Annotated in this window: 24 protein-coding genes and 1 pseudogene; 16 read left to right on the forward strand and 9 right to left on the reverse strand. The window is 76.2% G+C overall.

What is annotated here, in order from left to right:
- The first annotated feature begins 26 nt into the window (after positions 1–26).
- The gene (locus tag JKP75_RS12255; protein WP_200490963.1) at positions 27–458 is read left to right on the forward strand and encodes a hypothetical protein; all 432 of its coding nucleotides are present in this window, start codon (positions 27–29) and stop codon (positions 456–458) included.
- Here the strand turns inward: JKP75_RS12255 and JKP75_RS12260 are convergent.
- Positions 444–1,388, reverse strand: coding sequence for a M56 family metallopeptidase (locus JKP75_RS12260; RefSeq protein ID WP_200490962.1), 945 nt, complete (start codon positions 1,386–1,388; stop codon positions 444–446). The two genes, JKP75_RS12255 and JKP75_RS12260, sit on opposite strands and share 15 nt — an antisense overlap.
- A gap of 33 nt (positions 1,389–1,421) precedes the next feature.
- A complete protein-coding gene (locus JKP75_RS12265) occupies positions 1,422–1,769 on the reverse strand; it encodes a BlaI/MecI/CopY family transcriptional regulator (RefSeq protein WP_200490961.1) in 348 nt (115 codons plus the stop codon).
- Between the two features lie 126 nt (positions 1,770–1,895).
- Between JKP75_RS12265 and JKP75_RS12270 the strand changes: the two genes are divergently transcribed.
- The 4 genes from JKP75_RS12270 to JKP75_RS12285 are packed head-to-tail and all read left to right on the forward strand — an operon-like array spanning position 1,896 to position 8,527.
- Positions 1,896–3,470: a cytochrome ubiquinol oxidase subunit I gene (locus JKP75_RS12270; RefSeq protein WP_309229791.1), complete on the forward strand. Its 1,575-nt coding sequence runs from the start codon at positions 1,896–1,898 to the stop codon at positions 3,468–3,470.
- 24 nt (positions 3,471–3,494) lie between these two features.
- Positions 3,495–4,517: a cytochrome d ubiquinol oxidase subunit II gene (gene cydB / locus JKP75_RS12275; protein WP_200493120.1), complete on the forward strand. Its 1,023-nt coding sequence runs from the start codon at positions 3,495–3,497 to the stop codon at positions 4,515–4,517.
- A gap of 14 nt (positions 4,518–4,531) precedes the next feature.
- The gene (gene cydC / locus JKP75_RS12280; RefSeq protein WP_200493121.1) at positions 4,532–7,906 is read left to right on the forward strand and encodes a thiol reductant ABC exporter subunit CydC; all 3,375 of its coding nucleotides are present in this window, start codon (positions 4,532–4,534) and stop codon (positions 7,904–7,906) included.
- Between the two features lie 39 nt (positions 7,907–7,945).
- Positions 7,946–8,527, forward strand: coding sequence for a dihydrofolate reductase family protein (locus JKP75_RS12285; protein WP_200490958.1), 582 nt, complete (start codon positions 7,946–7,948; stop codon positions 8,525–8,527).
- Between the two features lies 1 nt (position 8,528).
- Here JKP75_RS12285 and JKP75_RS12290 read toward each other — a convergent pair whose 3' ends face one another.
- Positions 8,529–9,158, reverse strand: coding sequence for a hypothetical protein (locus JKP75_RS12290; RefSeq protein WP_200490957.1), 630 nt, complete (start codon positions 9,156–9,158; stop codon positions 8,529–8,531).
- A gap of 19 nt (positions 9,159–9,177) precedes the next feature.
- Between JKP75_RS12290 and JKP75_RS12295 the strand changes: the two genes are divergently transcribed.
- The 3 genes from JKP75_RS12295 to JKP75_RS12305 all read left to right on the forward strand — a co-directional run bounded on the left by JKP75_RS12295 (position 9,178) and on the right by JKP75_RS12305 (position 11,424).
- The gene (locus JKP75_RS12295; RefSeq protein WP_200490956.1) at positions 9,178–9,414 is read left to right on the forward strand and encodes a hypothetical protein; all 237 of its coding nucleotides are present in this window, start codon (positions 9,178–9,180) and stop codon (positions 9,412–9,414) included.
- A 57-nt stretch (positions 9,415–9,471) separates the two neighbouring features.
- On the forward strand, positions 9,472–10,773 hold the full coding sequence (locus JKP75_RS12300) for a PP2C family protein-serine/threonine phosphatase (protein ID WP_309229792.1): 1,302 nt from the start codon (positions 9,472–9,474) through the stop codon (positions 10,771–10,773).
- A gap of 102 nt (positions 10,774–10,875) precedes the next feature.
- Positions 10,876–11,424 carry a hypothetical protein gene (locus JKP75_RS12305; RefSeq protein ID WP_200490955.1) on the forward strand — a complete coding sequence of 183 codons (549 nt, stop codon included), beginning with the start codon at positions 10,876–10,878 and terminating at the stop codon, positions 11,422–11,424.
- 7 nt (positions 11,425–11,431) lie between these two features.
- Here the strand turns inward: JKP75_RS12305 and eutC are convergent, their stop codons facing one another.
- From eutC to JKP75_RS12330, 6 genes and pseudogenes are all read right to left on the reverse strand, one after another.
- A complete protein-coding gene (gene eutC, locus JKP75_RS12310) occupies positions 11,432–12,154 on the reverse strand; it encodes an ethanolamine ammonia-lyase subunit EutC (RefSeq protein WP_200490954.1) in 723 nt (240 codons plus the stop codon).
- Entirely contained in the window at positions 12,151–13,566 is a 1,416-nt protein-coding gene (locus JKP75_RS12315) for an ethanolamine ammonia-lyase subunit EutB (protein WP_309230001.1), read from the reverse strand. Before JKP75_RS12315 ends, eutC begins: the two co-directional genes overlap by 4 nt.
- Positions 13,563–14,354 carry an amino acid permease gene (locus JKP75_RS22880; RefSeq protein WP_255523357.1) on the reverse strand — a complete coding sequence of 264 codons (792 nt, stop codon included), beginning with the start codon at positions 14,352–14,354 and terminating at the stop codon, positions 13,563–13,565. Before JKP75_RS22880 ends, JKP75_RS12315 begins: the two co-directional genes overlap by 4 nt.
- A gap of 130 nt (positions 14,355–14,484) precedes the next feature.
- Positions 14,485–15,024 (reverse strand): annotated as a pseudogene (locus JKP75_RS22885) (ethanolamine permease); the annotation flags it as partial.
- A 122-nt stretch (positions 15,025–15,146) separates the two neighbouring features.
- Entirely contained in the window at positions 15,147–16,043 is an 897-nt protein-coding gene (locus JKP75_RS12325; protein WP_200490952.1) for an SDR family oxidoreductase, read from the reverse strand.
- A 65-nt stretch (positions 16,044–16,108) separates the two neighbouring features.
- The gene (locus JKP75_RS12330) at positions 16,109–16,510 is read right to left on the reverse strand and encodes a hypothetical protein (protein WP_200490951.1); all 402 of its coding nucleotides are present in this window, start codon (positions 16,508–16,510) and stop codon (positions 16,109–16,111) included.
- A 123-nt stretch (positions 16,511–16,633) separates the two neighbouring features.
- On the opposite strand from JKP75_RS12330, the gene JKP75_RS12335 reads away from it, so the two are divergent.
- The 8 genes from JKP75_RS12335 to JKP75_RS12370 all read left to right on the forward strand — a co-directional run bounded on the left by JKP75_RS12335 (position 16,634) and on the right by JKP75_RS12370 (position 21,969).
- The gene (locus tag JKP75_RS12335; RefSeq protein ID WP_242471274.1) at positions 16,634–17,290 is read left to right on the forward strand and encodes a hypothetical protein; all 657 of its coding nucleotides are present in this window, start codon (positions 16,634–16,636) and stop codon (positions 17,288–17,290) included.
- Positions 17,291–17,314: 24 nt separating this feature from the next.
- Positions 17,315–17,584 carry a DUF2277 domain-containing protein gene (locus JKP75_RS12340; protein ID WP_200490950.1) on the forward strand — a complete coding sequence of 90 codons (270 nt, stop codon included), beginning with the start codon at positions 17,315–17,317 and terminating at the stop codon, positions 17,582–17,584.
- Positions 17,585–17,634: 50 nt separating this feature from the next.
- Complete coding sequence (locus JKP75_RS12345; protein ID WP_200490949.1) at positions 17,635–18,492, forward strand: SDR family oxidoreductase; 858 nt, start codon at positions 17,635–17,637, stop codon at positions 18,490–18,492.
- Positions 18,493–18,555: 63 nt separating this feature from the next.
- A complete protein-coding gene (locus tag JKP75_RS21380; protein WP_200490948.1) occupies positions 18,556–19,011 on the forward strand; it encodes a PGPGW domain-containing protein in 456 nt (151 codons plus the stop codon).
- A 20-nt stretch (positions 19,012–19,031) separates the two neighbouring features.
- Complete coding sequence (locus JKP75_RS12355; RefSeq protein WP_200493122.1) at positions 19,032–19,511, forward strand: DUF6328 family protein; 480 nt, start codon at positions 19,032–19,034, stop codon at positions 19,509–19,511.
- 74 nt (positions 19,512–19,585) lie between these two features.
- Positions 19,586–20,041: a GNAT family N-acetyltransferase gene (locus JKP75_RS12360; protein WP_200490945.1), complete on the forward strand. Its 456-nt coding sequence runs from the start codon at positions 19,586–19,588 to the stop codon at positions 20,039–20,041.
- A gap of 132 nt (positions 20,042–20,173) precedes the next feature.
- Complete coding sequence (locus tag JKP75_RS12365) at positions 20,174–20,518, forward strand: hypothetical protein (protein WP_200490944.1); 345 nt, start codon at positions 20,174–20,176, stop codon at positions 20,516–20,518.
- Positions 20,515–21,969, forward strand: a complete 1,455-nt coding sequence (locus JKP75_RS12370) for a glycosyltransferase family 39 protein (protein ID WP_200490943.1) — start codon at positions 20,515–20,517, stop codon at positions 21,967–21,969. The genes JKP75_RS12365 and JKP75_RS12370 overlap by 4 nt, the downstream gene beginning before the upstream one ends.
- Position 21,970: the final 1 nt, after the last annotated feature.

A 21,970-nucleotide genomic window follows, 5' to 3' on the forward strand; every position in this document is an offset into this window, starting at 1 on the left:
TGACTCAGAGCACTAGCGTCGGGGACATGACCTCCGCGCCCGGCTCTCCGGTTCCGCGTGGCGCCCGGCCCCTGGCCGCCACCGGCGCCACCGCAGGGCTCGTCCTGCTGACCCGCCCGCAGCAGGTCCTCGACGCGGTCGCGCCGGCGTTCCCGCGGGACCGGGCCTGGCTGGTGCGGGCCCTCGGCGTCCGGATGCTGGCCCAGCACGCCGCCGTGCTCGCCCGCCCCGCACCGGCGCTCCTCCGGGCCGGCGCCGGGATCGACCTGCTGCACGCCGCGAGCCTGCTGCCGTTCCTCGCCTCGGCGCGGTACGGCCGGGCGGCCCGGGTCAGCGCAGCGGTCGCGCTCGGCTCCGCCGTGGCCTCGCGGGTGCTCGCCGGGCCCCAGCGCCGGTCACCGGGCCGGTCACAGCGCCGGTCAAAGCGCGGGTCACAGCGCGGGTCACAGCGCCGGTAGCAGCAGCAACGCCGTCGGCAGGAGCAGCAGCAGGACGGCGCCCAGCAGCGCGCCGGCCCGCGCCGCCGGAGGCAGGGGCGCCGGCGGTTCGAGCAGCCGCACCACCCGGGCCCGCACCCCGCCCCCGGTCACCGCCAGCGCGCCACCGGGCACCTCGGCCGCACCGGGGCGGCCCGCCGCCGCCACGACCGCCTGCGCCAGGGTGCGCCGCGGGTCGGCGCCGTCGAGGTCACCCTCCGCCAGCGCACGCAGCGCGACGTCGTCGGCCCGCATCTCCACCAGCTCGCGGACGGCACCGTGCGCGCGCCCGGCGGCGGGCAGCACCGGCAGCGCCGCCTCCCACGCGACGAACGGCAGCAGCAGCAGGTGGTGGTGCTCGCGCAGGTGCGCCCGCTCGTGCGCGACCACGGCGGCGAGCTCGGCCTCGTCCAGCTCGGCCACCATTCCCGAGGAGAGCACGAGCAGCGGGCGGGCGCCCGGGATGCAGAAGGCGACCGGCGCGGGGTGCTCCAGCAGCCGGGTGTCGGGCGCGGCGCCGGGCTCGACCACCAGCTCCAGCAGCGCACGGTGGCGGTGCCGGGCGCGGGCGGTCCGGACCCAGGACAGCACCAGCACCCCGACCAGCTGCAGGGCCAGCACCGCGGCCAGCGTCATGGTCACCCAGTGGTCGCCGCGCACCGGGCTGCCGGCCGGCTCACCCCGGACCCACGACCACCACGCCTCCGGCAGCGAGTGCCCCCACGGCGCCAGGCCGTGCACGAGCAGCGCGCCGATGATGGACAGCCCTCCGGCCAGCCCGATCGCCTGCCAGCAGACCAGCGCCACCAACGGATCGCGCCCCGGCCAGCGGGCCCGGCCGAGCAGCGCCGGCACCGGCCACGCCAGGAGGGTGGCGAGGACGGCGAGGGCGGCCGCGGTGACGGGCAGCATCGGTCGGCGGGGCAGCGGTGGGCAGCAGCCGGATCAGCGACCGCCGGCCAGCAGCTCCCGGAGCAGGCGCGCCTCGTCGTCGTTCACGCTGCCGACGAACCGCGCCAGCACCGCCTGCCGGTCGGCGGCCTGGCCGAGCACCTCGTGCATCAGCTCGGCGGCGTGGTCCTCGCGGCTCGCCCGCGCGGAGAAGCGCCGGGGCCGGGCGTCGTCGTGGACGACGAAGCCCTTCTGCTCCAGCCGGGTCAGCACGGTGTGCACGGTGGTCAGCGCGACCCCGCGGTCGGCCAGCCCGTCGCGCAGCGCGGTCGCCGCCACCGGCCCGTCCGCCGACCACAGCTGGTCCATGACGGCCCGCTCCAGTTCACCCAGCGAGGCCATCGCTCCCCCTGTCGCCCGACTCACACCCAGTTCTTCTACGTGTCGTAGAAAAACGTCTTCTACCCAGCGTAGAAAGAACGCGTCGATCGTACGACGGTCGCCGCCGAGAGACGAGGAGCAGGGGCCGTGGATGTGCTGGGCCTGGACACGCTGGACATCGCGCGCTGGCAGTTCGGGATCACGACCGTCTACCACTTCCTGATGGTCCCGCTGACCATCGGTCTGGGGATCCTGGTCGCGGTCATGCACACGATGTGGGTGCGCACCGACGACCCCGCGTGGCTGCGGATGACCCGCTTCTGGGGCCGCATCTACCTGATCAACTTCGTGCTCGGCGTCGCCACCGGCCTGGTGCAGGAGTTCCAGTTCGGCCTGGCCTGGAGCGAGTACTCCCGCTTCGTCGGTGACGTCTTCGGCTCGCTGCTGGCGCTGGAGGCGCTGCTGGCCTTCTTCCTCGAGTCCACGTTCCTGGGGTTGTGGATCTTCGGGTGGGGCCGCATCCCGAAGAAGGTGCACCTGGCCGCGCTGTGGGCGGCGGTCATCGGCTCGATCGTGAGCGCGTACTTCATCATCGCGGCCAACTCGTGGATGCAGCACCCGGTCGGCGTCGAGGTCGACGACGCCACCGGCCGCCCGCTCCAGGTCGACTTCTGGGCGGTGCTCACCAACAACACCGCGCTGGCCGCCTTCAGCCACGCCATCGTCGCCGCGCTCATGGTCGCCGGCGCGCTGCTGGTCGGCATCGGGCTGTGGCACCTGCGCCGGCGCCGCCTGGCCGGCCGCTCCGCCGAGGAGGTCGACCACCGCGTCTGGCGCCGCTCGGTCCGGCTCGGCGGCTGGGTGTCGCTGGCCGCCTTCGCGCTGACCGCGCTGACCGGCGACTGGCAGGGCAAGCTCATGTACGAGCAGCAGCCGCTCAAGATGAGCTCGGCCGAGGCGCTCTGCGAGACCGAGGCGCCGGCGTCCTTCTCGATCTTCGCAGTCGGCAAGTTCGGCTCGAACGAGTGCGACGACGTCCACTCGATCACCGTCCCGTACATCCTCAGCTACCTGGCCCACGGCGACTTCTCCTCGCCCGTCCCCGGCGTCAACGAGCTGCAGGAGGAGTACGCCGCCGTCTACGGCGAGACCTACCCCGACGACCCGTCGTTCGGGTCGCTGGCCGGCGAGCCGATCGACTACGCGCCGGTGCTCGCGGTCACCTACTGGAACTTCCGGCTGATGATCGGCATGGGCGGGCTCTCGGCCGCCGTCGCCGCCTACGCGCTCTGGTCGACCCGCCGCGGCCGCGTGCCGACCTCCCGCATCGGCGTCTACGGCTCGCTGCTCGCCGTCGGCGCGCCGTTCGTGGCCAACGCCTCGGGCTGGATCTTCACCGAGATGGGCCGCCAGCCCTTCGTCGTCTACCCGAACCCCGACGTCCCGGTCGAGGACCAGGTCTGGTTCTTCACCGCCCAGGCCGTCTCGCCGGGCATCAGCGCCGCTGAGGTCCTCACCTCGCTGATCGGGCTGACCCTCGTCTACGGCGTGCTGGCGGTGGTCGAGCTGTGGCTGATCGGCCGGTTCGTCCGGGCCGGCGTGACCACCGGCGACGCGCACCCCACGCCCGGCATCGCCCCCGGGCCGCCCGACGACGACACGGACGACGACGGCACCCCGCGCCGCGAGCGCGACGACGACGTCCTCCAGTTCGCCTACTGACACCCCGCCCCACCAGGAGCTGACATGGACCTGCAGACCCTCTGGTTCGCCGCCGTCGCGGTGCTGTGGACCGGCTTCCTGCTGCTCGAGGGCTTCGACTTCGGCGTGGCCGCGCTGCTGCCCATGCTCGGCCGCAGGCCCGCCGACCGGCACCTCATGCTGCGCAGCATCGGCCCGCTCTGGGACGGCAACGAGGTCTGGCTGATCACCGCTGCCGGTGCGGTGTTCGCCGCCTTCCCCGGCTGGTACGCCACCTGGCTGCCCGCGCTGTACCTGCCGTTCGTGCTGGTGCTGTTCGGCCTGATCGTCCGGGCGGTCGCGTTCGAGTGGCGGCACTCGCACCACACCGAGGCCTGGGACGCGACGTGGACGCGGATCATCACCGGCGGCTCGCTCATCGCCGCCCTGGGCATCGGCGCGGCGCTCGGCGCGACCACGCTGGGCCTGCCGGTCGACGCCGACGGCACCCGGGTGGGCGGCGCGTTCTCCGGGCTGAGCTGGCCGGCGCTGCTGGGCGCGGTCGCCGTCCTCGGCTTCTCGCTGGTGCACGGCGCGCTGTTCCTCGCGCTCAAGGTCGACGGCGACGTGCGGATGCGCGCCCGGGCGTTCGCGCTGCGCTGGTCGCCGGTGGCCGCGCTGCCGCTGCTGGCGTGGGCGGGCATCACCCACCTGCGCTACGGGACGCCGGTCACCGCGGTGCTGTGGCTGGTCGCCGCGCTGGCCGTGGGCGTCGCCTGGACCCGGATCCGGCTGGACCGCGAGGGCCCGGCGTTCGCCGCGTGGGCGGTCGTGCTGGTCGCCTCGGCCGCGACGATCTTCGGTGCGGCCTACCCCGTGGTCATCCCCTCCACGGTGGACGTCGCGTTCGACGTCACCGTGGCCGACGCGTCGGTCAGCGACTACACGCTGACGATCATGACCTGGGCCGCCGGCGTCGGGCTCCCCGTCGTCCTGGGGTACCAGACGTGGACCTACTGGGTCTTCCGCAAGCGGCTCACCGCCGACCCGGTGCACGAGGAGCCGGCCGACCGGGTCGTCCCCGCATGAGGGCGGACATGGCCATGTCTGCCCCTCGGGGGCGGGGGCCGTTGGGTGCGCTGGCCGGCGTCTCGGGGCTGACCGGGGCGCTGGTCCGGGCCGCGCTCGCCGCCCTGGTCCAGACGGCGGGGCTGGTGCTGCTGGCGGCGGGGCTGGCGCACGCGGTGGCCCGCGGCACGGGAGCGGCCGACGGCCCGCTGACCGGCCCCTTGGCGCTGGCGGCCGCGGGCGCGGTGCTGCGCGCGGCCGCCGGCGCCCTCGGCAAGGTGCTGGCCGCCCGGGACGCCCGCCGCGCCGAGGACCGGCTCCGCCGCGCGTTGCTCGACCGGCTGGCCGGCTCCCCGGCCGCGGTCGCCGCCGCGGGCGGGCCCGGGCCTGCGGCGGTGCTCGCGACGACACGGCTGCACGACCTCGGCCCGGCGCTGGCCACCTACCTGCCGGCGCTGGCGCAGACGGTCGTGGTGCCACCGGCGCTGCTGCTGGTCCTCGCCGCCACCGACCTGCTCTCGGCGGTGCTGGTCGCGGTCACCCTGCCGCTGGTGCCGGTGTTCATGGTGCTGGTCGGGAAGTACACGCAGAGCGCGACCGCGGACTCCGCCCGGGCGCTGGACCGGATCGCCGCGCACGTCGCCGAGCTCGTGCGCGGGCTGCCCGTGCTGGTCGGCCTGGGCCGCGCCGCCGACCAGGCCGCCGCGCTCGCCCGGCTCGGCGAGGAGCACCGCACCCGCACGATGGCCACCCTGCGGATCGCCTTCCTCTCCGCGCTGGTGCTCGAGCTGATCGCCACCCTGTCGGTCGCCCTGGTCGCGGTGACCGTCGGCCTGCGGCTGGTGCACGGCGACCTCGCCCTCGCGCTCGGGCTCACCGCGCTGCTGCTCGCCCCCGAGGCGTTCGCCCCGCTGCGCGCGCTCGGCTCGGCGCACCACGCCGCCGAGGACGCCGCCCTCGCCGCCGCGGAGGCGCGCGCGGTGCTCGCCGAGCCCGTTCCCGCCGTCCCGGCGCCGGCCGCCGACGACGACCCGCGCGGTGCCGACGTCGCCGTCCGCGGGCTGACCGTGCGCTACCCCGGTCGGGTCGTCCCGGCGCTGCCGCCCACCGACCTCGCCGTCCGGCCCGGCGAGCTGGTGGCGCTGACGGGCGCGAGCGGCTCCGGCAAGTCGACGCTGCTGGCCGCGCTGGCCGGGGTGCTCGGCGCGGACGCCGTCGCGGACGGGTCGGTGAGCGGTGTGGGCGCGGTGGCCGTCGTCCCGCAGTTCCCCCGCACCACCGGGGCGACCGTCGCCGACGAGCTGCGCCGGCACGCGGGCTCGGCGCCCGGGGCCGACGAGGTCGTGGGCGAGGCGTTCGTCGTCGAGGCGCTGGCGCGGGTGGGCGCGGCCGACCTCGCCGGCCGGGCACCGGGATCCCTCTCCCCCGGGCAGCTGCAGCGGGTGGCGCTGGCCCGGGCGCTGGTGCGGATCCGCCGCGGCGCCTCGCTGCTGCTGCTCGACGAGCCGACCGCGCACCTGGACGACGACGCCCGGGCCCTCGTCGCCGGGGTGCTGCGGGGACTGCGCGGCACCGTCACCGTGCTGCTGGCGACCCACGACCCCGTGCTCGCCGCGCTGGCCGACCGCACCGTCGACCTGCCCTCCCCCGCGGCAGCCCCCGCCGCCGCCTCCGCCCTCACCGCCACGCGTCCCCGCCCGGCGAGATCGCCGATCTCGCCGCCCCAGGGGCCCGGAAGCGGCGAGATCGGCGATCCCGCCGCGGATGAGCGGGGTGCCGACGGCGGGCCGGTGCGCGCGGCGCTGGCGAAGGCCGGGCTGCTGGGCGCGCTCTCCTCGGCCTCGGGCGTCGCGCTCACCGCGGTGTCCGGCTGGTTGATCGTCCGCGCCGCCGAGATGCCGCTGGTGCTCACCCTGCTGGTGGCCACGGCCGGCGTCCGCTTCTTCGGCATCGCCCGGGCCGCGCTGCGCTGGCTGGAGCGACTGGCCGCGCACGACGCCGCGCTGCGGCTGGCCGCCGCCACCCGGGTGCGCGTCTGGCGCGCGCTGGCGGCCCAGGGGCTGGCCGCCGACCGCTCCCCCGGCGCCGCGCTCGCCCGGGTCGTCGGCGACGTCGCCGTCGTGCAGGACCTCACCGTGCGGGTCCGCCCCGCGCTCGTCGTCGCCTCCACCGTCCCAGCAGCGACCGTCGCCGCGCTGGCCCTGGTGGACGCCGCGGCCGCCGCCGCGATCGGCGCGGTCCTCGCGGTCACCGCCCTCGCCGTGCTCGCGGTGCACCGCCGGGTGGACGCCGGTGCGGCCCGCGCCGCCCGCGGCCTGCAGGTCGAGGCGCTGCGGGAGACGACCACCCTGCTCGACGGCGCGACCGACCTGCGCGCGCACGGGCTGGCCGAGCGCACCGCCACCGCCCTCGGCGCGGTCGCCGACCGGCAGGCCGGCTCGGCCCGCACCGCCGAGCGGGCCGCCGCGCTGGGCACCGGGGCCGTCGTCCTCGGGACGGGGCTGGCCGCGGTGGTCGGCACCGCCGCCGCGTCCGCCTCCGGCGTCACCGGCCCGGTGCTCGCGGTGCTGGCGCTGGCGCCGCTCGCCCTGGCCGAGCCGCTGGGCGGGCTGGTCCCCGCGCTGCAGCGGCGCGGCGCGCTCGCCGACGCGCAGGCCCGCCTGGACGCCGTCGTCGCCGCGCCGCTGCCGGCCCAGCCGGAGGTGCCGCTGCCCGCCCCCACCCCCGTGCGCGACCTCGCCGTCGAGGAGCTGACCGCAGGTTGGCCGGGCGGGCCCGACGTGCTGCGCGACCTGACGGCCCGCACCGGCGCCGGAGAGGGCTGGCTGGCCGTGCGCGGCCCGTCGGGCACCGGCAAGTCCACGCTGCTCGCGGTTCTCATGGCCGCGCTGCGGCCCCGGGCCGGCCGCTACGAGCTCGCGGGCGTCGACACCGCCCGGCTGGCCGGCGACGACGTGCGCGCCGGCCTCGCCTGGCTCCCGCAGGACGCGCACGTCTTCGCGTCGACCATCCGCGCCAACCTGGCCACCGCCGCACCCCGCGGCGCGCTGGCCGGGGCGGCGGGCGAGTCGCGGATGACCGCGGCGCTCACCGCGGCCGGCCTCGGCCCGCTGCTGGCGTCCCTCCCCGACGGCCTGGACACCCCGGTCGGCGCCGGCGGGACGGCGCTCTCCGGCGGGGAGCGCCGCCGGCTGGCCGCTGCCCGTGCGCTGCTGGCCGGGCGGGACGTCGTGCTGCTCGACGAGCCGACCGCGCACCTCGACCCGCCCACCGCGCGGGCGTTGCTCGCCGACCTGCGCACCGCGCTGGCCGGCCGGGTGGTCGTCTGCGTGACCCACGACGACGCCGTCGAGCAGGACGGCGACACCGTCGTCCGGCTCGGGGAGGTCGCCGCCCGCGCGGTGCGCTGACCGGCCCGCGTTGTCGTACCCCCGCGGCACGCTGTCGGCATGGACGCACCCTTTCCCGGATCGGTCTTCCTCGGCATGAGCGTCGACGGGTTCATCGCCCGGCTCGACGGCACGCTCTCCTTCCTCGACGGCGCCGACGCGCCCGACGGCGGCGGCGCACCCGACCGGGGCGGCGACGCCCCCACCCCGGACGACGGCGAGGGCGGCGACTTCGGCTTCGGCGAGTTCGTCTCCTCGGTCGACGCCCTCGTCATGGGCCGCAGCACCTACGAGTTCATCGCCCCGTTCGCGGAGTGGCCGTACCAGGGCCGGCCGGTGCACGTGCTCAGCACGACCCTCCCGGCCGACGCCGACGGGAGGATCACCGTGCACCGCTCGCTGGAGGACGCGGTGGCGGCGCTGGCCGGGTGCCGCCGGGTCTACGTCGACGGCGGCCGGACGGTGCACGCCTTCCTGCGCGCCGGGCTGATCGCGGACCTCACGCTCTCGCGGGTGCCCGTGCTCATCGGCACCGGGCTCACCCCGTTCGGCGAGCTGGCCGCCGACATCCCGCTGGAGCACGTCGGCACGAGGTCGTTCGCCGGCGGCATGGTGCAGAGCACCTACCGGGTGCGTCGCTGACTCAGCTCGCGGGGACGTCCACGGCGATCTCCCCGCCCAGCTTCGCGCCGAGCAACAGCTCGAGGTGGTCCTCCGACGCGAACGTGCCTGGGTCGTACCAGTTCTGCGGGCGGGAGGCGGGCAGCAGCCCCATCGCGGTGTAGGTCGCCGCGACCAGCTCCGCGCAGTACACCGCCTCGGCCGAGGTGCGCCGGCGCAGCCGCCCCCGGATCCAGCCCGAGGCCAGCCCGCGGGTGGTCGGGAACGGCTTGCCGTCCAGCCGGGCGATGGTGCGCAGCACGGCGTCCTCCATCTCCGGGGTCACGCCGCCGTCGTCGGCCACGCCGACCAGCTGGCGCAGCCACGCGCGCTGGCCGTACTTCTGCCGCCAGGTCAGCACGGCGTCGCGCAGGTCGTGCAGCTGCACCCCGCGCTGGTGCTCCCCGGTCCAGACATCCGGCAGCGAGCGACCCAGCTCGGCGTGCCAGAGCAGCGGCGGCAGGTCCTCGATCACCACCGCCATCCCGACGTGGTTGACCGGGGCGTTGGTCACCGTCCGGATGGCCCGGTCGGCCACCGAGGAGCCGCGGAAGATCCAGACGTCACCGGTGCGGGTCTGGTCGACCGCCTCGTCGAGGGAGAGCGTGGGCACGAGGCGCTACGTTACGGACGTGCGCCCCTGGAAGCTGCTCGGACTGGCCGGCCTGGCCGGTGTCGCCGCGACCGGTGCCGTGGTCGCCCGCAACGAGCGGCAGCGCCGGGCACTCACCCCGGACGACGTGCGCACCCGGCTGCACGAGCGGCACGCCGCGCTCTCCGTCCTCCCGGACCCGGAGCCGCAGCCGACGACCGGGGAGCTCGTCGCCGGCCGCAGCCACCGGGTGGCGCGGCTGCTCCGTCGTCGCTGAGGTGATCCCTGCGGCTGACCTGGTTTGACCCCGTCCCGTCACGTGCAGGGAGCCTCTGTGGCTGCCGACGGGTCCCAGCAGCGCCGGGAGACCTCGGAGCTGATGGGCTTCACCGACACGACCGGCGACCTCGAGCTCCGCGAGAGCGTGGGCGAGCGGCTGATGGGCGCCCTCCTGGACCGGGCGCACCTCATCCCTCCGCGCCTGGTCGGGCCGCTCGTCGCCCAGGAGCTCCAGCACGCCGGCGCGAGCGACGTGAGCATCCACCTGCAGGACCTCGACCAGGTGAGCCTGCAGGTGGTGGCGGGCCCCGGCCTGACCGGCGCCAGCGAGCGCATCGACTCCAGCACCGTCGGCCGGGCGTTCTCGACCGACGAACCGATCGAGGTGGAGGTGGCCGGCGGGACCCGGCTGCACCTGCCGATGCTCGACGGGTCCGACCGGGTCGGCGTCCTCTCCTTCACGCTGCCGACGCTGGGCGAGCACGACCGGCGCCTCGCGCAGCGCGTCGCGGGACTGGTCGCCGACCTCGTCGTGACGAAGAACGCCTACACCGACACCTTCTCGCACGTGCGCGAGCGGCAGGACCTCGGGCTCGCCGCGCAGCTGCAGCGCCAGAGCCTGCCGCCGCTGGCGATGACGACGCCGGACGTGGACCTCTCCGGCGCGCTCGAGCCCGCCTACGAGGTGGGCGGCGACAGCTTCGACTACGCCCTGAACGAGCACGTGCTGCACCTGCTGGTGCTGGACGCGATGGGGCACGGCCTGGAGGCGGCGACGATGGCCACCGTCGTCCTGGCCACCTACCGGCACGGCCGGCGCCGGGACCTGTCCCTGGCCGAGCTGTACGACGAGGCGGACCGCGCGGTGGCGGCCACCTTCCCCGGTCGCTTCGCCACCGCCCACCTCGGTCGGCTGGACACCCGGACCGGGGAATTGACCTGGGTCAACGCGGGTCACCCTCCGGCGCTCTGGGTGCGCGACGGCCGGGTGATCGGTGAGCTCACCGGGCCGGTCAGCCGTCCCATCGGGTTCGGCACCGGAGAGCCGCGGGTCCTGTCCCAGCGCCTCGAGCAGGGCGACCGGCTGCTCTTCTTCACCGACGGCGTGGTCGAGGAGCGGCTGGCCGGTGGCGAGCAGTTCGGCGAGAAGCGGCTGCGCGAGGTGCTGGAGCAGACCAGCGTCGAAGGCCTGCCCGCCGCCGAGACGGTGCGCCGGCTCTCGCACGCGCTGACGGCGGCCCGCAGCGGCCGGACCAGCGACGACGCCTCGCTGCTGCTCGTGGAGTGGAAGGCGCCACCCCGGGACGACGAACTCTCGCCGGACATCCCGGAGTCGCGGCCCGGCGGTGACGGCTGACGCGAACGGTACCGCCCGGTCCGATCGATCGGCCCGACCGGTGTGCCCCGCCCGCGCCCGGGTAGTTCCAGCGGACCCATCGTCCACAGCTCTGGAGCCCCCATGGCCCGCAACACTCTCTCCCGCACGCTGCACGACGTCGGACTCTCCGCCTGGTTCGGCGGCACGCTGGCCAACGCGGTCGCCCTGAACGCCGCCGCGGGCGAGGCCGACACGGACTCCGGCACCGGACGCGTCGCCAACGCCGGCTGGGACCGGTGGACCCCGGTCAACGCCGCCGCCATCGGTGCGCACCTCGTCGGCAGCGTCGGTCAGCTGCGCGCGAACAGGCAGCGGGTGGCCGCCCAGCAGGGCGTCGCCGGAATGTCCACCCTCAAGACCCTGGTCACGGCTGCGGCCCTCGGCGCCACCGCGTACAGCCGAGTGCTGGGCCAGCGCGTCTCGGCCGCCGGGGCGGTGCCGTCGAAGTCGGGCACCAAGCCGAGCAAGCGGACGAAGCTGGCCCAGGCCGACGTCGCCGCCGCGCAGCAGCAGCTGGACACCCTGCAGTGGGTCATCCCGGCGCTGACCGGCGTGCTCGTCGCGATCAGCTCCTACGCCGGCGAGCAGCAGCGCCCCGGAGAGGTGGCCCGCGGCCTGTCGCAGGTCTGACTGCCGCTCAGCCGGGCAGTGCGGCCTCGTCCTTGAGCGCCACACCGGAGGCACCCAGCTCCCGGGCGCCGGCCAGCAGCGACGCGACCGTCCGTGCCGCCTGGTCGTAGCCCAGCCCGTGCGGCGGGCGGACGTTGGAGACGCAGTTCCGCTCCGCGTCCACCCGCCCCGGTCGCGGCTCCCAGGTCAGGTAGGCCCCCAGCGAGTCCGCCGACGACAATCCCGGCCGCTCCCCGATCAGCACGACGACGGCGCGCACCCCGAGCGCCGCACCGATCGCGTCGCCCAGCCCGACGCGCGCCTGGTGGGCCAGCACCAGCGGCGCCACCGACCAGCCGTCCAGCCGTTCCCGGAGCGCGGCGACCAGGCCGGGCGCGTGGTCGTGCACGGCCCGCGGGGAGAGCCCGTCGGCGAGCACGATGCCCAGGTCGTCGCCGGTCGCGGGCAGCTCGGTGCCCTCGGCCAGCCGCCGGCCGAGGTCGGGTCGCTGGAGGTACTCGGCGCGGTCCGCGGCGGCCGAGCGCACCTCCACGACGTCGCCGTCGCCGAGCGCCGCCCGCACCGCGGCCGGGTCCAGGGCGGTGTGCACCGCGTCGCGGGCGACGGCGTGCGCCAGCCGGAACTCCAGCTCCCGCGTCGTCGGCAGCCCGTCCCCGGCCCGGCCGAGCGCCACCCGGGCCCGCGTCGCCCCGCGCAGCACCGCCCACGGGTCGGGCTCGACGGTGCTCACGACGTCGCCGCCGCGAGCAGCGCCCGGGCCGCGGGCGCGTCGGGGGCCAGCTCGCGCACCCGGCCGTCGTCGCCCAGCAGGTCCATCCGCGCCAGCCACGCCTCGAACTCCGGCGCCGGCCGCAGCCCCAGCACCTGCCGGGTGGTGAGGACGTCGGAGAACGACAGCGACTGGTAGTGCAGCATCACGTCGTCCGAGCCCGGGACGGCGATGACGAACGAGCAGCCCGCGGCCCCGAGCAGCAGCATGAGCGCGTCGGTGTCGTCGGCGTCGACCTCGGCGTGGTTGGTGTAGCAGACGTCGACGCCCATCGGCAGGCCGAGCAGCTTGCCGCAGAAGTGGTCCTCGAGCCCGGCCCGCGCCACCTGCTTGCCGTCGTAGAGGTACTCCGGGCCGATGAACCCGACGACGGTGTTCACCAGCAGCGGCTCGAAGTGCCGGGCCACCGCGTACGCGCGGCACTCCAGGGTCTGCTGGTCGACCGGCCGCCCACCCACACCCAGGTGCGCCCCGGCCGACAGCGCCGAGCCCTGCCCCGTCTCGAAGTAGGTGACGTTGCGGCCCACCGTGCCCCGGCCCAGCTCCAGCGCACCGGCCCGCGCCTCGGCGAGCAGGTCGAGGGTCACGCCGAACCCGCGGTTGGCCCCCTGCGTGCCGCCGACCGACTGGAAGACCAGGTCCACCGGCGCGCCCTTCTCCAGCGCGCGCAGCGTCGTCGTCACGTGCGCGAGGACGCAGGACTGCGTCGGGATCCCGTACCGGGAGATCACCGCGTCGAGCAGCTCCAGCAGCGCGATCGTCTGCGCCGGCGAGTCGGTGGCCGGGTTGATGCCGATGACGGCGTCGCCGCTCCCGTGCAGCAGCCCGTCGAGCACCGACGCCGTCACGCCGAGCGGGTCGTCGGTCGGGTGGTTGGGCTGCAGCCGGGAGGCCAGCCGGCCGGGCAGCCCGATGGTCGAGCGCAGCCCGGTGACCACGCGGGCGCGGCGGCCCACGGCGATCAGGTCGGCGTTGCGCATCAGCTTCGACGTCGCCGCGACCATCTCCGGCGTGAGCCCGGGTGCGAGCGCGCTGATCGCCGGCTCGTCGCCCTCGGCCGCCCAGGCGAGCAGCCGGTCGCGGAACTCGCCCACGGTCAGCGAGGCGACCGGCGCGAACGCGGCCGCATCGTGGGTGTCCAGGATCAGCCGCGTGACGTCGTCCTCCTCGTAGCCGACCACCTGCTCCTCGAGGAAGGTGGCCAGCGGCAGGTCGGCGAGCACCGTCTGGGCCGCCACCCGCTCGGCCGCGGACTCCGCGGCGCAGCCGGCGAGCACGTCGCCGGACCGCGCGGGGGTGGCCTTCGCCATGAGCTCGACCAGCGACGGGAACTCGACGGTGTGCCCGCCCAGGGTCGTCCGCCGGATCGTCACCGGACCTCCTCGTCGGCGACGGCCAGCAGCTCGAACTCCTCCTCGGGCGCGGACGCCACGAGGTGGTGCCGGCTGTAGACGGCGAAGTAGCCGAGGAAGAGCGCGTACGCGCCGAGCGTCCACAGCGCCGCCTCGACGTCGACGAGGAACGTCGCCACGACCGCCGCCGCGGCGAGCACCAGCGCCACGCCCGTCGTCGCCACCCCGCCCGGCGTCCGGTACGGCCGGGCCAGCTCGGGCTCCCGCCGGCGCAGCACGATGTGGCTGACCATCATCAGCACGTAGGAGACCGTCGCCCCGAAGACGGCCATGTTGAGCAGCATCGCGCCCTGGCCGGTCAGCGAGAGCGCGAACCCGATCGCGCCGGGCACGAGCAGCGCCAGCACCGGCGCCTTGCGGCTGTTGGTCACCGACAGCTGCCGCGGCAGGTAGCCGGCCCGGGACAGCGCGAAGGTCTGCCGTGAGTAGGCGTAGATGATCGAGAAGAAGCTCGCGACCAGGCCGAAGAGCCCCGCGTAGTTGACGACGTCGGAGAGGGCGTCGGGCGCCCCGGCGACCTCCAGCGCCTCGACCGGCGGGTTGCCGCTGGCCGACATCGCCTCCGAGCCGCCGGCGCCGGAGGTGAACACCAGCATGAGGACGGCGAGCACGAGCAGCACGCCCATCGCGGCGGTGATGCCCCGCGGCAGGGCGCGGGCCGGGTCGCGCGCCTCCTCCGACGCCAGCGGCACGCACTCCACGGCGAGGAAGAACCAGATGGCGAAGGGGAAGGCCGCCCAGACGCCCATCCACCCGTAGGGCAGGGAAGTCCGAGGCGCCGGCGGCATCGGTCTGCGCGATGTCGAGCAGGTTCGAGGAGTCGAACGCCGGGATCGCCCCGATCAGGTAGAGCACCAGCCCCGCGACGGCGACCGCGGCGATCGCCATCATCACCTTGAGCGCCTCGCCGACGCCCATGAGGTGCACGCCGATGAACAGCGCGTACGCGGCCAGGTAGACCCACCAGCCGTCGGTGATGCCGAACAGGCCGAGCGACTCGACGTAGGCGCCGATGAAGGTGGCGATCGCGGCCGGGGCGATCGCGTACTCGATGAGCACCGCGACCCCGGTGGCGTAGCCGCCCCACGGGCCCAGCGCCCGCCGGGCGAAGGTGTAGCCGCCACCGGCAGTCGGCAGCGCGGAGCCGAGCTCGGCCAGCCCCAGCACCATCGACCCGTACATCACCGCCATGAGGACGACGGCGACGAGCAACCCGCCGAACCCGCCCTCGGCCAGGCCGAAGTTCCACCCGGCGTAGTCGCCGGAGATGACCGCGGCCACGCCCAGCCCGGCGAGCAGCACCCAGCCGGCGGTGCCGGTGCGCAGCTGCCGCTCCTGCAGGTAGCCGGCCTCCACCGCCTCGGCCTCGACCCCCGCGTGGTGGTGGGGAGCGGACCGGGCGGTGGGTTCGGCGGTCATGGCGGGCCTCTCCGGTCAGCCCCCCGCGGTCGGGGACGCCAGCCTGGACCCGCCCGGCGGGGTCGGGCAACGGGCTGCGACGTCCTGGAACGCAGAGTTCACCGGCGCGTCGCACGCGCCGCTCAGAGGCTGCGCCAGCGCCCCTCGGTGGCGTTGCCCGAGGGCTTGGACTCCAGCACGTTCCCGGCCGTCGGCGGGGTCTCCTCCTTCGACACCGCCAGCTGCTGGAGCAGCGGTCCGACGAGCACGTCGTAGAGCCCGGGCAGCAGCCGGAACCCCGCGGTGACGACGGGGTTGAGCACCCCGGCCTGCACCACGCGGCGCGGCCGGTCCAGCGTGGTGAGCACCCGGCGGGCGACCCGGAACGGCGAGTAGACCGGGGGTGGCGGCCGGCCCGTGTTGCCGGTCCACGACGCCGCCTGGCTGTAGATGGGGGTGTTCACACCGCCGGGCTGCACGATCGAGATGGAGATGCCGGGCTCGTCGCGGGTCTCCAGCTGCAGCGTGCGGACCAGGCCGAGCTGGCCCCACTTGGCGGCGACGTAGCTCCCCATCGTGGGCGCGGTGACGTTGCCGAGCAGTGAGTTGACGACGGCCAGGTGCCCGGCCTTCTGCTCCCTGAAGACGGGGAGGACCACGCGGGCCAGGTTGGCGGTGCCGTGCAGCGCCGTGTCGACGACGGTCTCGTACACCTCGCGCGGCACGTCCTCGATCCGGCCGTAGGCCATCACCTGCGCGGAGTGCACGACCACGTCGAGCCGGCCGAACCGGCCGGTCGCCGCGGTGACCGCCGCGCGCACCTGGTCCTCGTCGGTGACGTCGCCGGCGCAGACCACGACCTGGGCCGCTCCGGCTGCCCGCATCTCGGCGGCGGCCTCCTCGAGGGAACCGCGGTCGCGGGACATCAGCACCAGCTGCGCGCCCCGCCCGGCCAGCTCCAGGCCGGTGGCACGGCCGATGCCGCTGGAGGCGCCGGTGACCAGGACGGTCAGCGGTGCGTCGTCGGATGGGATCGGCATGGGGACGTCTCAGCTCCTCGGCTGGGGTGGTGCGTCCGCGCAGGGCTACCCCCGCCTCCGCCGGGTCAACCCGCGGCCTCGTCCAGGCGGGCCAGCAGCCAGCCCGGCCCGGTGACGGCGACCGTGCCGGGCAGCCGCGCGCGCAGCCCCCGGTCTGCGGTCACCGCCAGCACGGGCCGGCCGGCCGCGGCGAGCGCGGCCGCCTCGGCGGCGAGGGCGTCGTCGCCGCTGCCGGCCGCGCGCACCACCTCGACCGCCGGCGGGCCGGCCGCCTCGCGTGCCCGCCCCTCGACGACGGCGACCACCGCGGTGCACGTCAGCGGCCCGCCGTCCGGGCCGGTCACCGTGCGCCCGACGAGCCCGCCGAGCCGTTCGAGCAGGCGGGTCGCCGCGCCCGCGCGGTCGCGCCACCACCCGTCGGGGCGCGCGCCGACGACGTTGGCCGCGTCGACCAGGAGCACCGTCATGCCGCCTCCGTCCTGTTCGCCCGTCCGGGGGACGTGCGGCCCCGTGCCGTTTGGCTGCCGCCCGCGGGGCAACCCGCAGTGCCGTCCGGGGGGATCGACGCACGTGTCCTGCGAGGAGACACCATGACCGGCTCCACGACGTCCGGTACCGAGCCCACCCTGCCCGAGCGCGAGCAGACCCGCGTCCAGCCCGCGCCGGAGGCGGCCCCTCGGCACGCCGCTCCCCCGTCGGTCCAGGAGACCGTCGCCGCCCAGCGCGCCTCCTTCGGCGGCATCCGGTGGGGATCGGCGTTCTTCGGCTGGCTGTCGGCCAACGGCCTCGCCGTCCTGCTGCTCGCCGCCCTCGGCGCCGCCGGGGTCGCCCTCGGGCTCGCCTCGGGGGTCGACTCCGCCGACGACGCCGCCGAGCAGGCGGCCACGATCGGGCTCGGCGGCGCGATCGCCGCGCTCGTCGTCCTGTTCCTCGCCTACCTGGCCGGTGGGTACGTCGCGGGCCGGATGGCCCGGTTCGACGGCGCCCGCCAGGGGTTCGCGGTCTGGCTCATCGGCCTGGTCGTCGTGCTCGTGCTCGCGGGTGCCGGCGCGGTCGCGGGTGCCCAGTACAACGTGCTCCAGCAGCTCGACCTGCCGCGCATCCCGATCGAGGAGGGCACCGCCACCACCGGCGCGCTCATCACCCTCGGCGCCGTCCTGGTGGCCACGCTGCTGGCCGCGGTGCTGGGCGGGAAGCTCGGCGACCGGTACCACCGCACGGTGGACCGCGCGGGCTTCCCGGGCTGACGCCGCGCTCCTACGCTCGCGGCCATGTGCCGGAACATCCGCCCGCTCTCCAACTTCGAGCCACCGGCGACCGACGACGAGATCCGTGCCGCGGCCCTGCAGTACGTCCGCAAGATCAGCGGCACGACGAAGCCGTCCCGCGCCAACGCCGAGGCGTTCGACCGCGCCGTCGAGGAGATCGCCGAGGTCTCCGCGCGGCTGCTCGGATCGCTGGTGACGACGGCCCCGCCCAAGGACCGCGAGGTCGAGGCGGCGAAGGCCCGCGAGCGGGCGGTGCTGCGCTACGGCACCTGACGTCCGGGCGCGGCGGGAATGCCCGGGTACCGACGCAGCTTGACCCGCGCATGACCACCTCCGCCGTCACCGGCGCCACCGGGCACCTGGGCCGTCTCGCCGTCTCCGCGCTCCTCGACCGCGGCGTTCCCGCGGGCGACGTCGTGGCCGTCGTCCGGGACCCCGCGAAGGTCGCGGACCTCGCCGCCCGTGGCGTCCAGGTGCGGGTCGCCGACTACGGCGACCCGGCAGCCGTGAAGGCCGCGCTCACCGGCGTCGACCGGCTGCTCTTCGTCTCGGGCAGCGAGGCCGGGCAGCGCGAGGCCCAGCACCGCACCGTCGTGGAGGCCGCGCAGGCCACCGGCGTGCGGCGGATCGCGTACACGAGCATCGCCCGCGCGGACACCAACAGCACCCCGCTGGCCGTCGAGCACCGGTTCACCGAGGAGCTGCTGCGCGCCTCCGGCATCGACTCGGTGCTGCTGCGCAACAGCTGGTACGTCGAGAACTACACCGCCCAGCTGCCGCAGTACCGGGCGACCGGCGCGATCGTCGGCGCCGCCGGCGAGGGCCGGGTGGCCGCGGCGCCCCGCGCCGACTACGCCGAGGCGGCCGTCGCCGCTCTGCTGGCCGACTCCCCCGCCTCGGCGACCTACGAGCTGGGCGGCCCGGCGTTCACCATGTCCGAGCTGGCCGCCGTGCTCGGCGACGTCACCGGCACCGACCTCGCCTACCGCGACCTCTCCCCCGCCGACTTCGAGGCCGGGTTGCTGGCCGCCGGTCTCGACCAGGGGACGGCGGGCTTCGTGCTCGCCCTCGAACTGGCCACGGCCGCGGGCGAGCTCGACGTCCCGGCCACCGACCTCGAGCGGCTGCTCGGCCGGCCGGCCACCGACCTGCGCACCGCGCTGACCACCCTCGTCGGCTGACCCGGCGGAAAGGTCGCGCACAACGGGAGTGACCGGCGGCGGGCCCGGGTACCTCCTGCCCTCGTGACGACGACCTCCGCGCCCACCGCTCCCACCGGCGGCGCGACCCGCTGCCCCGACTGCACCGACGGGCTGGGCCGCCCCCGCGAGGTGCGGCCCGGCTCGTTCCGCGCGCGGGTGCACGCCAACCGCCAGGTCGCCCTGACCTGGCGGATCGGCGTGTTCGTGATGGGCCTGCTGTGCGTGGCCCTCGGGGTGGCGCTGGCCGTGCTGCCCGGCCCGCTGACCATCCCGCCGGTCCTGCTGGGCCTGTGGGTGTGGTCGACGGAGTTCGCCTGGGCCCGGCGGTTCTTCGACACCTTCCGCCGCAAGGCCACCGACGCGTGGGCGCACGCCCGGCAGCACCCGGCCACCTCCCTGGCCGTCACCGTCGGCGGCCTGGCCGCGGCCGGCGCGGCGTTCTGGGCGGTCGGCCACTTCGAGCTGGTGGATCAGGCGACGACGGCCCTGGGCCGGTAGGCCGGCGCGAGGAGGACCAGGTGGCCCAGGACGGCGAGACCCGGCAGGAGCGGGTCAACCGCGAGCTCATGGAGCTGCTCAACGAGCTCCGGGTGGCTCTGCCCGGTGTCCAGTTCCTCTTCGCCTTCCTGCTCGTCGTGCCCTTCTCCGCGGGGGTCGACGAGCTGACCGACTTCCACCGCGACGTGTACCTGGTCGCCCTCGTCGCGGCCGCGGTCGCCACGGCCCTCCTCATCGCGCCCGCCGCGCAGCACCGGGTGCTGTTCCGGCAGAAGGACAAGGAGGCGCTGCTGCACCGCAGCAACCGCTCCGCCTTCGCCGGGCTGGTGGTGCTCGCCGTCGCCGTCTGCTCCGCGCTGCTGCTGGTCGTCGACGTCCTGTTCGACCGGACCATGGCCTGGGTGGTGTCGGCCGGCGTGGCGGCGCTGCTCGCGTGGTGGTGGCTCGCCGTCCCGCTGTGGCTGCGGTCCCGCAAGGAGCAGGACGACCCGGGGAGCTGACCCGCCCCGGACGCGGATGAGGCGGTGCGGCGACCGCAGATGGCCGGCCGTCGGGGCTCCGGTACCAATGGGGCATGACGTCCTCCTCCGGCGACCCCGTCCTGCGCCGGGCCCGGTTCGCCGAGCTGTCCCCGTCCGAGGTGTACCGGTTGCTCCGGCTGCGGGTCGACGTCTTCGTCGTGGAGCAGGCCTGCCCGTATCCCGAGCTGGACGGCCGCGACCTGGAGCCGGGCACCGAGCACCTGTGGTTCGAGACCGCCGACGGCGAGGTCGCGGCGCTGATCCGGGTCCTGGAGGACGGGGGGAGCCGGGCGGTCGGCCGGGTCGTCACCGCGCCGGCCTTCCGCGGCCAGGGGCTCGCCGCCCGGCTGATCGAGCTCGCGGTCGCCGACCACGGCGACGGCCCGATGACGCTCGGCGCCCAGGCGCACCTGGAGTCCTGGTACGAGCAGTTCGGCTTCCGGCGCAGCGGCCCGGGCTACGACGAGGACGGCATCCCGCACGTGCCCATGCGCCGCGAGCCGGCCTGAGCCCGGGGCGGGGGATCCGCCGGGTGCCGGCGAGCACGTCGCTCCCGTGCTCCGGGTCCAGGTGGGGGCTCTCGCGCGGCCGCCGCCCACCCCCCACGAGCCGGCACCACCGCGACCCGCCACGATGCCCGGGTGGACGACGCGACCGCACTCCGCGCGGCGGCCGACCGGCTCGAGCAGCTGGCGGCCCGCACGACATCCGGCGACTGGCGCCCGGCCGGGCTGCTGGCGTCCCGACCCGAGGTCGTCGCGCACCTGCCGGACGGCGGCACCGAGCACGTGGCCGAGGCGCGGGCTGCGTCGGCGGCGTGGATCACGGCGCTCTCCCCCGCTGTCGCCGGGCCGCTGGCCGGGGTGCTGCGCGCCGCCGCGGAACGCGACCCGGTCGACCCCGCCGCCGTCGCCCTCGCCCGGGCCCTCCTCGACCGCCTGCCCCGTCCAGGGCACGGCCGGTCGTCGCCTAGCCTCGGGCCGTGACGGCGACCCGGGAGACCGACGCGCCCGCGACGCCGCGGCAGGCCGACCGCGGCCCGTCGCCGCGCTGGTCCCTCGCCGAGCTCCTGCCGCCGGCGCTGGTGCTGGCGCTCGGGATCCTGCTGCTGCTCCCCGGGCACGGGCTCTGGTTCGACGAGCTGTTCACCGCCGAGGTGGGCCGCCGGCCGCTCGGCGAGATCCTGGCCGCCATCCGGGACGGCGAGGGCGTGACCAGCTACCTCGCCGGCGTCCCCCCGTCGTACAACGCGCCGTACTACGTGGTCGTGCACGCGTGGATGTCCGTGCCCGGCCTCGGCAGCGACACCGCGCTCCGCGTGCTGTCCCTCGTCGCCACCGCCGGCGGCCTCGCCCTGGCCACCCGCGCCGTCGCCCGGCTGGGCGGCACCGCCACCGGCGTCCTCGCCGGGCTGCTCATGGCGGCCGGCCCCCTGCTGCTCCAGCAGTCGGTCGAGGCCCGCAGCTACGGGCTGGCCGTGCTGGCGACCGGGGCGACGGCGCTCGGCCTCGTCCGGTGGCTGCAGGAGCCGCCGCGGGGGCTGCTGCTGCTCGGGCTCGCCGGCGCGGGCATGGGGCTGGCCCACTGGTACGCCGTGACCGTGCTGGCGGCCTTCGTCGTCGCCGCGGTGGTGCTGCGCGGGCGCCGGGCGCTGCCGGTCGTCCTGGTGGGGGCGGCGGCCGCACTGCCCGTCGGCCTGCTGGTCGGCGTCAACCTGCTCAACGGCACGGGGTCGCGCAACGCCGAGCACCTCCGGGACACCGACGGCCGCCTGCTGGGCTACGCCGTCGAGGCCTGGGCCGGCGGGCGCACCCCCCTGCTGTGGCTCGTCGTCGGACTGGCGGTGGTGGGTGCGGTGCGGGGCACCCGCGAGCTGCGGGTGCTCGGGCTGGCGTGGACCTGCGTCCCGCTGCTGCTCCTGGTGGGCGCCGAGCTGCTCCGGCCCGTCTACCACCCGCGGTACCTCCTGGCCGGGCTGCTCGGGCTCGCCGTCTTGGCGGCGGTCGGGGCCCTGGCCGTGCCGCGCGTGGGACGGGCGCCGTTGGCGGCGGTGCTGCTGGTGTGCGCGCTGCTCGCCAGCACCCCGCTGCTCGATCGCGAGCCCCGCGAGCGCGCCGACGACCTCGTGCGCGCCCTCGCCGCGGCCCAGGTCGCCGGCGAGCCGGTGGTCGCCGCCGACCAGCGCTCGGCGATCGGGCTGGACCACTACGTGCGGGTGCTCGCGCCACGGCTGCGCGCCGACCTGGTCCTGCCGCCGGACGATGCCCCGGCCGACGCGGACCGGGTCTGGCTGGTCCGGCGGCTCATCGACGGCGTACCCGAGCCCACCGACGACGACGAGATCCTGCGTGCCGCCGGGCTCCGGCTGGGCGACGAGCAGGACTTCCGCGGCACGCAGACCCGGCTGGTGCTGCAGCGCTGGGAGGCCGGCACCTGAC

This window comes from Blastococcus sp. TML/M2B (genome assembly GCF_016612865.1).
GTDB lineage: Bacteria > Actinomycetota > Actinomycetes > Mycobacteriales > Geodermatophilaceae > Blastococcus.